This window comes from Mucilaginibacter sp. HD30, from assembly GCF_054061755.1.
In genome coordinates, this window is the sequence record NZ_JBSSEO010000001.1 from 3,061,799 (window position 1) to 3,074,881 (window position 13,083).

Annotated in this window: 10 protein-coding genes; 3 read left to right on the forward strand and 7 right to left on the reverse strand. The window is 42.7% G+C overall.

The window, feature by feature from the left end; genetic code table 11:
- Window positions 1-12: 12 nt before the first annotated feature.
- Window positions 13-2,502, reverse strand: a complete 2,490-nt coding sequence (locus ACVW2L_RS14615) for an outer membrane beta-barrel protein (protein WP_457128702.1) — start codon at window positions 2,500-2,502, stop codon at window positions 13-15.
- A gap of 180 nt (window positions 2,503-2,682) precedes the next feature.
- On the opposite strand from ACVW2L_RS14615, the gene ACVW2L_RS14620 reads away from it, so the two are divergent.
- Both ACVW2L_RS14620 and purU read left to right on the forward strand, forming a co-directional pair.
- Complete coding sequence (locus ACVW2L_RS14620) at window positions 2,683-3,969, forward strand: alpha/beta fold hydrolase (RefSeq protein WP_457128703.1); 1,287 nt, start codon at window positions 2,683-2,685, stop codon at window positions 3,967-3,969.
- A gap of 42 nt (window positions 3,970-4,011) precedes the next feature.
- Window positions 4,012-4,839, forward strand: coding sequence for a formyltetrahydrofolate deformylase (gene purU, locus ACVW2L_RS14625; RefSeq protein WP_457128704.1), 828 nt, complete (start codon window positions 4,012-4,014; stop codon window positions 4,837-4,839).
- Between the two features lie 33 nt (window positions 4,840-4,872).
- Here purU and ACVW2L_RS14630 read toward each other — a convergent pair whose 3' ends face one another.
- From ACVW2L_RS14630 to ACVW2L_RS14655, 6 genes are all read right to left on the reverse strand, one after another.
- Window positions 4,873-5,502: a DNA-3-methyladenine glycosylase family protein gene (locus ACVW2L_RS14630; RefSeq protein ID WP_457128705.1), complete on the reverse strand. Its 630-nt coding sequence runs from the start codon at window positions 5,500-5,502 to the stop codon at window positions 4,873-4,875.
- Window positions 5,503-5,508: 6 nt separating this feature from the next.
- Window positions 5,509-5,880 carry a hypothetical protein gene (locus ACVW2L_RS14635; protein ID WP_457128706.1) on the reverse strand — a complete coding sequence of 124 codons (372 nt, stop codon included), beginning with the start codon at window positions 5,878-5,880 and terminating at the stop codon, window positions 5,509-5,511.
- An 89-nt stretch (window positions 5,881-5,969) separates the two neighbouring features.
- Window positions 5,970-6,185 (reverse strand): hypothetical protein, encoded by a 216-nt coding sequence (locus ACVW2L_RS14640; RefSeq protein ID WP_457128707.1) that lies wholly within the window; start codon window positions 6,183-6,185, stop codon window positions 5,970-5,972.
- 74 nt (window positions 6,186-6,259) lie between these two features.
- Complete coding sequence (gene bshA, locus ACVW2L_RS14645) at window positions 6,260-7,396, reverse strand: N-acetyl-alpha-D-glucosaminyl L-malate synthase BshA (protein ID WP_457128708.1); 1,137 nt, start codon at window positions 7,394-7,396, stop codon at window positions 6,260-6,262.
- 166 nt (window positions 7,397-7,562) lie between these two features.
- Window positions 7,563-9,380: a serine hydrolase domain-containing protein gene (locus ACVW2L_RS14650; RefSeq protein ID WP_457128709.1), complete on the reverse strand. Its 1,818-nt coding sequence runs from the start codon at window positions 9,378-9,380 to the stop codon at window positions 7,563-7,565.
- The gene (locus tag ACVW2L_RS14655) at window positions 9,367-10,998 is read right to left on the reverse strand and encodes an amidohydrolase (RefSeq protein WP_457128710.1); all 1,632 of its coding nucleotides are present in this window, start codon (window positions 10,996-10,998) and stop codon (window positions 9,367-9,369) included. The genes ACVW2L_RS14650 and ACVW2L_RS14655 overlap by 14 nt, the downstream gene beginning before the upstream one ends.
- Window positions 10,999-11,215: 217 nt before the next feature.
- Here ACVW2L_RS14655 and mutL point away from each other — a divergent pair, with 217 nt between their 5' ends.
- Window positions 11,216-13,078, forward strand: coding sequence for a DNA mismatch repair endonuclease MutL (mutL, locus tag ACVW2L_RS14660; RefSeq protein WP_457128711.1), 1,863 nt, complete (start codon window positions 11,216-11,218; stop codon window positions 13,076-13,078).
- Window positions 13,079-13,083 lie beyond the last annotated feature (5 nt).

Here is a 13,083-nt window from a genome sequence, read left to right on the forward strand (position 1 = left end):
CAATTAGTACTATCAATTGGCTGAACCTGCCACGCTTCCGCTGCGGCGCTGCTCATCTTCGTTTCCTAACTTATGCGTACCGGCGCTTTTAAGCTGCTTGTTGCCAAACCGGTAACTAAAACCAAAGCGCACCACCCGCCCTTCCTCACGGTTAACTATTGATAGGTTAAGGTTACGATAATTGGTATAGGCACGGTCGCGCTCTGTCCTGAAAATATCGAGCACTGTTAGCCTGAATGTACCCAGGTTATTGAACACAGTTTTACTTATACCGGCATCGAGCCGGTAATTTGCTTTGAACTGGCTAAACCCATAAAACGTAGGCGATTCATATTTGAAATTTGTTTCCGCCGTAAAACCCGCACCCAACTTAAAGTAATGATTTGTTGATAAAAGCACGTCTTGCGTTCCTTTGTTAAGATCTCCGTTTTCTGGGTAGGCTTTTGTGCGTTGGTAGGAAACATCAGCAGAGAAATTGGCGCTCCACCATGCAGTAAACTGCGCAGGGGTTGAAAACTTAATACCATACACAGCCATTCTGCCAAAGTTTTTGCGTATAGTAATATTTACCTTGCTTTCATTATTCTGCTCAAATGCGTTAAAACCATAAAAATTATCTGTAACGGACGCATACAAACTGGTTACAATTGCGCTGTTATAGCTGTGCGCTAATTCTATTGTATTGGTGTAAGAGGGTAATAATTGCGGGTAACCGGCCCGGTAATCATAAAGGTCTACATAATATAAAAACGGATTTATTTCCTCATACAATGGCCTGTAGATGCTTCTGTTGAAACTAAGTGTAAAGTTATTTTTAGCATTATAGGTATACCGTAGCTGCGCCTGCGGAAAAAAATCGACATAATTTTTTTCGAAATTGATTTTATCACTTGTTGAAATAGCATGGGCAATGGTTTGCTCCACCCGTAGTCCCCCGCTCATTTTCCATTTACCTGCCGCGGTTGACAGGTTAGTATAAGCTGAATTTACGTTTTCGATATAATTAAAATTACTGCTAAAATTGGGATCTACCGTATAAACGCCATTTCTTTTTGGCCCAAATATCAGATCGTTACCACTTGAAACCCGACTATATTTTATACCCGCATCTAACGTAGTAGTTTTCGACAGTGGTTTCACGTAATCCAACTTTGCAGCCCAAATATTTATTTGCGAGGGAGAAATGTTTTGCTGAAACAGATCAGGACGATAAACCTCGCCGGAAGCTTTAGTAAAGTGATTACTGATGTATTCATCAGATTCGCGATCAAAATGGTTATAGCTTACATAAGCCGAAAGCGTTTGCCCCAACGTATCAAGCTTGCCATTGTAATTCACCTCGTAATTAACGGTTGCAAGGTTTCGTTTAAGGTTGGCCATTGTAACAATGGTTGAATCAAACTTACCATTGTTGCTAATGCGAAGCAAGTTGTCTTTAATAAAGTTACTGTTATTCACAGTACCGCTAATCAATGCGCCTAATGTATGGTTTGGAGACAGGAAAAAGTCTGAGCCCAGCCGGAATGCGTGATTATAACTTTCGCGCGTGGTATAATAGCGCGAATCATAGTTACTTAAAACGCCCAGGTAATCAATTGCCCTATCAGTGGTAAAGGTTTTAAAGGTTTTATTGGCGGCATAATTATAATTGCCAAAAATATTGACATTACCCATACGGTTATTAAACGTAATACCAGTATTAGCTTTATAAAATTTACCATATCCCCCACCAATGGTAAATGTGCCGTTTGTACCGGCGTTGCTGCCTTTTTTTAACATAATATTAATAACACCCGCGCCACCTGCCTCGTACCGGGCAGAGGGGTTAGTTATCAATTCAATTTGCTGTACAGTGCTGCTTTGCAAATTTTCTAACATGGTGGCAAGGCTCTCTCCACTTACATTAACGGGCTTTCCGTCAATCAATACCATAGCGCTTTGCCGCCCTATAATACTTAAAGTGCCCTGGCTGCCCGCATGTACACCCGGCGCCTGGCGAAGCAAATCATATACCGAATTACCTTCTGCAACAATACTGCTTTGTACGTTAAGTACCATACGGCCGGGCTTAACTTCTACATACGCCTTTCTTGCAGTTATTGATACCTCTTTCAAAACAGGAACGGATTGGACAAGAACTATGTCTCGCGCATTAAGATCTCCCTGCCCTGATACAGTGTACGGCCCCGAAAACGACTGGTTGTAACCTATCCGCGAAGCAAGCACCAAATAAACACCCTCGTTAACAGTAAAATTATAACCGCCGTGTTCGTCAGTTGCGGTGGAAGTAAGTATGGATGAGTCTGCCGCTAACAAAATAACGGTTGAAGATTGCGAAGGTATTTTGTTCTCAGTAAAAACGGTGCCTTTTATAACCGACGTTTTACTTTGACCATAGCATTGCGTGACAGTAAAAAACAGGCCAACAACAAGCGCTGCTGTTTTAACAGCGCGCCTTATTCCACAATATATGTAGTAAGCTATATTGAAGTTAGTAAGCAATATCAAAATTGTTATTAAACCTTATACGGCCTTTACTGCACTAAAGTTGATTGTGGCCTTTGATAAGATATTAAGTAAAACACAGGTACGGGTAAAAATGCACAATGAATTTCAAATTGTATGCACTTTTTTACTAATTTTCCGATTGAAAATATCAGTCTTCAATTTCACCGTATATTAATGAAAAGATTTAGCATTATCATACTTCGTATTTTTTTTCCGGCCATGTTATTTGCGCAGTCCGAGCCGGCAAAATACAAAGCAGCAGTAGGGCTTTTTGAAAAGTTTTATAATCAAAATCTACCAGACAGCATTTCAGTGCATTTTAGCGCAGCCATGAAGGCCCAATTGCCCCCTTCTCAGTTTAAAGAAACCACCACCCAGTTAAAGGCACAATTAGGCAATTTAACCAAAGCAGAGTTTTCTACTTACAGCGAACCGCTTGCAGTTTATAAAGCTACCTTTAAGAACGGCGTTTTTTTACTGAATATCTCACTAAACAGCAAAGACGAATTTATTGGTTTGTTGCTGAGTCCATATCAGCAACAAACTGCCGCCGCCGCCATTGCTGATCCATCCATATCAGAGGCACCAATTTTACTTAAAACACTAACCGGTACACTGTCTGGCACTGTTGCAGTACCCAGCAATGCATCCGGCAAAATGCCTGTGGTGCTGATCATACCGGGATCAGGCGCAACAGACCGTAATGGCAACAATGCGCAGGCCAACCTTAACACCAATACTTATAAGCAAATAGCAGAATCATTGGCCAAAAACGGTATAGCATCTTTACGCTATGATAAACGCATGGTGGGCCAAAGCATGGGGACACAGAAAGAAGAAAACCTGACTTTTGATGATAATACTGATGACGCCATTGGCTTTATTAACTTGTTGAAGGCAGATCAGCGTTTTTCAAAGATTATTGTGCTGGGGCACAGCGAGGGTTCGCTGGTTGGCATACTTGCCTGCGGATCAGCTGACGAAAACGTTAATGCATTTATTTCGGTTGAGGGAGCAGGCGAACCTGGTGAGAAAGTATTGAAGGATCAGATGAAATCGCAGCCATCTTACCTGGCCGACGGCCTTAACAAGATCATGGATTCGTTAAAGAGGGGAAGGCTGCAAAAAAAGGTTGACCCTCAGCTATACTTTATTGCCCGCCCGAGTGTGCAAATGTACTTGATGAGCTGGTGCCGTTTTGATCCGCAAAGAGAGATTAAAAAATTAAAGATGCCCATCCTTATAGTGCAGGGAACTACTGATCTACAGGTAAATGTTGCCAATGCAGAAAAGTTAAAAACCCGGAATGCCACATTAGCGATAATACCGGGTATGAACCATATTTTGAAAGAAGCGCCCGAAGACAGGCAGCAAAACCTGGCAACTTATAATAAACCCGATCTGCCTTTAAAGCCGGAGTTTGTTACCAGCGTGGTTGGCTTTATTAAAGGGTTGAAATAACAAACACACATTTTCTCCTGACGCCCGGTTATAAAACCTTATATGATAATTGTAATACAATGCGCTGACCAGGTTGGGTTGGTGGCAGCCATATCTTCGGTAGTTTCTAAACAACAGTTAAACATTATATCCATGCGTGAGTATGTTGATAAAATGGAAAATCTGTTTTTTATGCGGCTTGAAGTTGAGGAGATTTTTAACTCCGATGAGCTTCAGAAACAGTTAAGCAATGTATTGCCTGATGATGCTACAATTCATATTAATCCGCTTCCACAGAAAAAGATAGTGGTTTTGGTCACCAAAGAATACCATTGCCTGGCCGATATATTGATACGCAATTTCTTTAATACTTTAGGTGCAACGGTACAATGCGTTATTGGTAATCATAATGACCTGAGCGATGTTTGCGAAAGATTTGGCATCCAATTTCATCATGTATCGCATGAATCAAAAAGCAAAGACGAGTTTGAACAGCAAACAGAGGCTTTGATAGCACCGTATGCACCCGATTATTTAGTACTGGCCAAATTTATGCGCATCCTGTCGCCCGCATTTGTGGCCCAATATCCTATGCGTGTAATCAACATTCATCATTCCTTTTTACCGGCATTTATAGGGGCCAACCCTTACCGTAAGGCTTACGAACGGGGCGTAAAACTGATAGGCGCTACCGCCCACTTTGTATCTAACGAACTGGACGAGGGGCCAATCATCGCGCAGCAAACCATACCTGTAAACCACTCTTTCACCGTTGCCGATATGGTAAACGCCGGAAAAGAAATTGAAACCGCTGTTTTGGCCCGCGCGCTTAAACTGGTTTTTGAGGACCGGGTGTTTGTTTATAATAACAAAACAGTGGTGTTTGAGTGAAGTCAAGAATCAAGAGCCAAGATTTAGAGTTTTTTAGCTTTTTCGCGGTGCCGACAGATAATAATGCCATAAAATCATTGTTGCTACTGTACGATAAGGCTGCCATCGCTCAGCTACGCTAATCAGTTCCTCTCTTGATGTTTGAGCCGGCAAACCTTTTATCCGTTTTAACGCATTAACAGCGGCCAGATCACCCACCGGGAAAGTGTCTGCACGCTGCAAAACAAACATCAGGTAAACATCAACCGTCCAGTTGCCAATGCCTTTCAGCGCTGTTAGTTGGGCCCGTATTTTATCATTGGGCACTGTCTCAAATGTTTGCAGATTTATTTGCCCGCTTAAAATAACTTCAGCCAGGTATTTTATGTAGGCTGTTTTTTGCCTGCTGCAATAGCAGGCCCTGAACTCGTCATCTGTAAGCAGTAAAACACGAGCGGGGGTTATTTGCTGCACATAATTGCGCAGTTTATTTAGGGCAGACAATGCCGAAGCAAGCGAAACCTGTTGCTCCAATATAATATGCACTAATGATTCAAAAGTATTGGGGCGGCTCCACATTGCCGGATAGCCGTAGGTTTGGATAATATTATTTAAATGAACATCCTTCCTGCCAAGCTCATCGCAAATATTGTGGTAGTTGGACGCCTTAAATGTCTGAATCATAAAGGCTTATTTCCAATGAGTAACTGCCACTAATACAGGAATAGAAAAGGGCAACACTACCGAGAACCAATAACCTAACTGAAAGAGGTTTAACCTAAAGGATTCGCTGTTCTGTTTATTGAAAAGTCTGTCAAAAAGAAAGCCCAGGTTATATAGCAAATTGGCTACAAGCATCATAATTAAATAGCCTATGCCCTGAAAACCTGTTGTAAAGAGTGTTACTTCAAACTCTTCATACGGCGCTATCACTATTTCTCCCACAATACAGTAAAGCAGAAATGCCAAAAGACCGGCCACTATTAAACCTTTATTATATTTAGCTCGACGATTTTGCCACCATTGCCATTTACCAGCTTGAAAAGTTTCCGCTTGTTCCATAAACCTAATTTAAGAAATATTGGGTTTCCGCAGGAAGAGACTGAAAAAAACACGTCTAAAAACGGAAGACTTCCGTCATTATTCGAACACTATAGCTCATTCAGAAATTCAGCAGCAGGGCGGCTTTGCATTTTTCCGGCTTTAAGTTTGCCAGCCAAATTTACAGCCTTTTTAAGGTGCCTTAATTCTTCCAACACCGCCGCATCAGGAGCAGAAATAGGCTTGGCTTTTACGTAGGAATAGCCCTTGAGCAATTCAATAAAACCTTCGGCTTCGTTATCTGCTATGTCTATTACTAATTTCATTGCATTTACCTTTTAACAAATATACTAATATTTGCTTCTGCAAGCAACTTGTAACCCCCTCTCAGGCTATACCCTTAGCCGATAAGCTTTTTCTCTATCACCTCAGTATAATAGCTTTCGTATAGCGGTAATATTTTAGACAGTTCAAATTCTTTTGCGCGGGCAAGGGCGTTATCTTTAAAAGTGGCTAAACGTGCATCATCCTCTAAAATATAGATGGATCTTTCGGCCATGCCGTCAACATCTCCCACATCTCGCAAAAAGCCGGTAACACCTTCCAAATTAAGTTCGGGCAGGCCGCCGGTGTTTGAGCTTATAACAGGCACCTTGCAAGCCATAGCTTCCAGTGCAGCCAAACCAAAACTTTCAGACTGCGAAGGCATCAAAAACAGGTCGGATACAGAAAGGATCTCCTCAATAGCATCCTGCTTGCCTAAAAAGCGGGTATCTTCACTTACACCAAGATCACGGCACAATTGCTCGCATGCAGAGCGTTCGCCGCCATCGCCTACCATCAGCAATTTTGATGGGATCTTTTCGCGGATCTTGGCGAAGATCCTCACAACATCTTCGGTGCGTTTTACTTTACGAAAGTTGGAGGTATGGATCAGTATCTTCTCGCCGTTTGGTGCAATGGCCTTTTTGAAATGGTCTTTCGGCTTTAGGCTGAAACGGGTAAGATCAATAAAATTGGGTATTACTCTTATATCGTTTTCAATATCAAAAAACTCAAAAGTATCTTTCTTTAAATTTTCAGACACCGCTGTTACGCCATCAGACTTATTAATAGAAAAAGTAACTACCGGCTTATACGTGCGGTCTTTACCAACCAAAGTGATATCGGTACCATGCAAAGTGGTTACAACGGGGATATAAATACCATAAGTTAGCAATATCTGCTTAGCCATAAACGCCGCAGACGCATGTGGTATAGCGTAGTGAACGTGTAAAACATCCAGTTTTTCAAAGCGTACCACATCAACCAAACGACTGGCTAAAGCAACCTCGTAAGGCGCATAATCAAACAGCGGGTAATTGGCTACCGATACTTCGTGGTAAAAAAGATTCTCGGAAAAAAAGTCTAAACGGGCGGGTTGGTTGTAGGTGATAAAATGCACCTGGTGTCCGTTATCTGCCAGAGCTTTCCCCAACTCGGTGGCGACAACGCCGCTACCGCCAAAAGTTGGATAGCAAACTATTCCGATCTTCATTTATAAAGTATGAGTTGAATTACCTTGCAAGTTTAACAGCATTTTATAACATTAGTGTTAGCCGGATGTAATATTTCAGCCCCCTCTAAATCTCCTTCGGGAGGGGAGACTTTTTTATGCTTCCTCCAAAATAAATCCCTCCCTTACGGGGAGGGTTGGGTGGAGCTTACTGCATCCCCTTTTCAATTGCCTGGTATACAACATCCTGAATACGCGGCCTTATGCTTAAGCTATTAAATTTACTACTCACATCTGGATAAACCCGGTTTGACAACAACACGTAAACCAAATTGTATTTAGGATCAACCCAAACGCAGGTACCTGTAAAGCCCGTATGCCCAAAAGTTTGATCGGATGCAAACTCAGATGGATATTTCTTGTCTTTGGCAGGGTCCCAGCGGTCAAAGCCCAACCCTCGTCTGCTTACGTTGGAGTATTTTGCGGTAAACTGCTTTATCGTACCAGATTTTATATATTCTTCGCCTCCGTATTTACCGCCATTTAGCAGCATCTGGTACAAAGTTGCCATATCAATAGCACTGCCAAACAAGCCTGCATGCCCGGCTACACCACCCATTAACGCCGCGGTGGGATCGTGAACATAACCCTTTAGTGTTGCCTTGCGGTATTTCCGGTCTATTTCTGTAGGCGGTATTCTGTCTGCGTTGAAACGGTAAAGTGGTAAAAAGCCTGCGGTTTGCATACCCAGCGGCGTATAAAAATTCTTTTGGGTATAGTCAGCTTCGCCGGTAGCCGTAATGTTTTCAATTATCTGCTGCAACACACACATTCCTACATCGCTGTAAACGTACTGACCGCGTGTTTTTAACGGGCCGCGCAGCATTTTGGGCCACATTACGTTTTTAAAATAATCTTTAACCAGGTAATAATTCTGGTTTACTTTGGTTGGATACGCAGCAGACGAGTCAACGCTGTGGTCCTGTGGTTTTATTACCTCAAAAGTGGGGATATCGGCAATAAAACCTGCCTGGTGGGTGAGTATCTCCCATATCTTTACATCTTTAACCGGGGTGTTTTTTGCCTCTGGTAAGTAATCTGCAACAGTAGCATTTATATCCAGTTTATCTTCGTCCACCAACTTCATGGCCTCAATTGTAGTGGCAGAGATCTTAGTCATAGAGGCCAAATCGAAAATATCCGTTATCTTATTTTGCACCACAGCATCATAAGTTTGAAAGCCATAAGCTTTATTAAATATCACCTTGCCATCTTTAGCCACCAACACCACACAGCCGGGTGTTCCATGCTGGGCAATGGCTTCGCGGGCTATTTTATCAATGTCAGCCAGGTTTTCTGAGCGGATACCTACCTCTTCGGGAACTGTGTATTGCAGGCGGATCTGTTTAGTAGTAAAACCCGAACCGGGCTTTAATTGCTGGGTGTAAGTGGTGCTTAGTTTTTGCGTAAATGCTAAACCCCCAAATATGGCCTGCGCCACAAAATTGGATGATACCGGCGATATGCGTTCAGCACAAATGATGGGGCCTTTAAAATCATTCAGGTAAAGTAATTGTGTGCCCATACCAAAATAAGCTACTATTATATCCTTTAACTTTTGATTCGCCTTTATAAAATCTATGATCTTAGGATTAATAATATCAGCCTCATTTAACTGTAAAATAATCGTGTTGTATAATTTAACGTCCCGTGAAAGGTCTTCTATACTTTTAGCGCCCAAATAATCTGCCCCTTTAAAGCTCTCCACCCTAGCGTAGTTGTTAAGCAGACTGTCAAAACCAGCAGCAAAAACATGGGAAAAATGTATACTGGCTATCTTTTTCTCGGCAAGTTTTTTTAGCGGAATAATGTCCTTCTGGTTATTGAACAATACTGTTGACGTTTGTACCTGACGTTGTTCAACCAGGTAACCTTCACCCGTATAGGGGCTTTGCGCACATGCCGAATTAAGTAAAATAAATGCCGATAAAATTACCGTAAAGCCGAACGGCCTATTTCTTCTCATACACTTTTTCTCCGTTGATATAGCTTTTTAAAACTTTGGTGTAAGGCAGTTGGCTGGCACTTATCCGCATAATATCAGCGTCTAATATAACAAAGTCGGCATACTTGCCCGGCTCTATGCTGCCTTTCTCTTTTTCCTCAAAATTGGCTTTTGCCGCCCAAATGGTCATTCCTTTTAAAGCTTCTGTGCGCGTTATCGCATTGTCTGCTTGAAAACCGTTTTGCGGATAACCTTTTAGATCCTTACGGGCAACCGCAGCATAAAAAGTATACATGGGGTTTATACTTTCCACCGGGAAATCTGTCCCTAAAGCCATCCATCCGTTTTGTTTTAAAAGTTGTTTATAGGTGTAAGCAGTGTTTAAACGGTCGTCACCTAAACGCTTACCGGCCCAATACATATCAGATGTAGCGTGCGTAGGTTGTACAGATGGTATTATATCATTGTCGCCAAAGTAGTGCAGGTCTTCGGGTGCTACTATCTGTGCGTGTTCTATGCGCCAGCGTTTGTCATTCTTGCCTTTTAATACCCCGGCATAAATTTTCAGCATTACCCGGTTGGCCGAATCGCCAATGGCATGGGTGCATAACTGAATATTAGTTGCGGCAAGCCTTTCGGCAATTTGTATAAAATGTTGCGGATTGGCCAACAAAAAGCCGCTCCATCCGGCTTGGTCGGCATAAGGCTTTAACAGACATGCCCCCCTCGAACCCAGTGCCCCATCAGCATACATTTTTATGGCCCGAACGCTAAGGCGCGGTGTTTTAACTATGCCGTTCTTAAAAAGATATTTATAATTTTCTTCCCTATCTGCCAACATAAGGTACATACGCATTTTCAGGTCGCCCTTTTTTTGCAGTTGATTAATGGTATTAACCATTCCATAAGGCAGGCCCGCATCGTCAACAGTTGTCAAACCTACTGCCAGGCAGTTTTGTTGTGCTGCCAGTAGCGCTTTTTGAACGGCCTGCTCATCAGCTGCAGGAATTTTACGGGTAACTATGCCTACGGCATTGTCCAATAAAACGCCTGTAAGCTTTCCGTTTATCGTTTCAATTTCACCACCAGCTATTTTCTGATCTGGTTTTATTCCAGCAATATCCAGGGCTGCCCGATTGGCAATGGCGGCATGCCCATCAACCCGTGAGAGTAAAACCGGCCGCATGGGGAAGAGGGAATCAAGCACTGCCTTATCCGGAAATTTTCTGCCCGGCCACAGGTTTTGATCCCAGCCGTTACCCAATACCCAACCGTCTGGGTTGCTGCGGGCAAACGCCTGCACAGAATCGGTAACGGTGTGCCAGTTAGTGATGCCTTTCAGGTTTACCTGCTGCAAACCCATTCCGTATTCGTAAAAGTGTGTGTGCGCATCAATAAATCCGGGATATATAGCCTTGCCCTGCGCATCAATAACTTCCTTCGGCGTGTATTTTTCTTCTAAATCCGCAGCCTTGCCTACGGCAACAATTTTACCTGCGCTAATAACAAACGCATCTGTAACTGTAAAAGCACTATCTGCAGTGTAAACCACAGCATTCTTAATCAATATATCGGCATTAAAATCTTTCTTTTTGCACGCTGCTATTAAAAGCAACAATAAGGGCAATAATTTCTTCATCGCGGCAGGGTACTTTCTGTAAATATATTTAACGTAATAGTATATACAACCGTTAGTTGATAAAGTTTAGTATCAAACTCTGCAGTCGAATGAATATCCACTATCGAGTTAGCACTACTTTATTCATTATTGTATATTCAGCGTTCTACATTAAACCTACTCAATTATCCCCTCAAATAATTAATTTAGCATCGGAAAGAAATTGAAGGGAAATTTAATGTCAGATATAATTCAGCTTTTACCGGATTCCGTTGCCAACCAGATAGCCGCCGGCGAAGTGGTGCAGAGGCCCGCATCTGCCGTAAAAGAACTGATAGAGAACGCTATTGATGCAGGTGCCGATAAAATACAATTGATTATTAAGGATGCCGGAAAATCATTAATACAGGTGATTGATAACGGCTGCGGTATGAGCGGTACAGACGCCCGCATGAGTTTTGAGCGCCACGCCACATCCAAAATAAAAAAAGCTGATGACCTGTTTGCCATCCGAACCATGGGTTTTAGGGGCGAGGCTTTGGCTTCAATAGCCGCTATAGCGCAGGTGGAGTTAAAAACCCGCCGCCACGAGGATGAATTAGGCACGCAGCTGTTTATTGAAGGATCTGAAGTGTTAAAACAGGAGGCTTGCTCCGTAACTCCGGGGACTTCCATATCTGTAAAGAATCTATTTTACAACATACCGGCCCGCCGCAACTTTTTAAAAAGTAACCCGGTAGAAATGCGGCATATTATTGATGAGTTTCAGCGGGTGGCGCTGGCACATCCTGAAGTGTTTTTTACGCTGCACCATGACGGGCAGGAAGTTTATCACTTACCTGCCGTTACCTTAAAGCAGCGCATAGTGCACCTGTTAGGTAATAATTACAATCAGCGTTTGGTGCCGGTTGAGGAGGATACCACTATTATAAAACTGCACGGGTTTGTGGGTAAGCCCGAGTTTGCCCGTAAAACCCGTGGCGAGCAGTTCTTTTTTGTAAACAACCGCTTTATAAAGGATGCTTACCTTAACCACGCGGTGTTAACTGCTTTTGAGGAGTTATTGCCAGATGAGTCCTTTCCGCTTTATGTTTTGTTTATTGATATCGATCCCTCAAAAATTGATATCAACGTACATCCTACCAAAACTGAAATAAAATACCAGGACGAGAAAGCTATTTATGCTATCATCCGCTCTGCGGTAAAACGCTCATTGGGCCGTTATAACATTACCCCAAGTTTAGATTTTGACCAGGAAAACAGCATTGGGCACCTGATAACACCCAAGCCATTTGAGCAGATAATTGCGCCATCTATTAAATTTGATCCTAATTTTAATCCCTTTGTTGAACGCAATACAGAAAGGCCGCTGGCCTCTTCTTCGAATCAGCGCGACAGTGGCGGCCACCGTAGCTCATCTATCCCCCAAAATTGGGACACCTTATATGAAATAAGCAAGCGCGATACAGCTACGCAGCACGAAATGCATGTTGAAAAAACCATTGATGTTGATGAGCAGGAAATAAGCAAAGCCAGCGAGCGTCAGTTTTTTCAGATCCATAACCGCTTTATTATTTCGCCCATTAAATCTGGCTTTATGCTGATAGACCAGCAAGCCGCGCATGAGCGTATATTGTACGAGCGTTTTTTGCAGCAATTGCAGAACCATTCGGGTGTTAGTCAGCAAAGCTTATTTCCACAATCGCTTACACTAAACGGGGCCGACTTTGAGTTATTGAAAGAGTTATTGCCCGATATTCGCGGACTGGGTTTTGACATACGCGAGTTTGGCAAAAACACCGTAGTAGTAGAGGGTATACCCGCCGACCTTAACAATGCCGACGGGCACCAGTTGTTGGAGCATTTACTGGAAGGTTTTAAAAACAACTTAAGTATTTTAAAGTTGGATAAACGGGATAACCTGGCGCGGTCGCTGGCGCGTAACGCGGCTATAAAAGCAGGAACAAAACTATCGTTAGAAGAGATGAATTTGATGACGGATCAGCTCTTTGCCTGCCAATTACCCAACATAGCGCTTAACGGTAAGCCTGTTATTAGTACTTTTACCTTAACTGAATTATTAGAGCGGTTTGAAAAATAACCCAT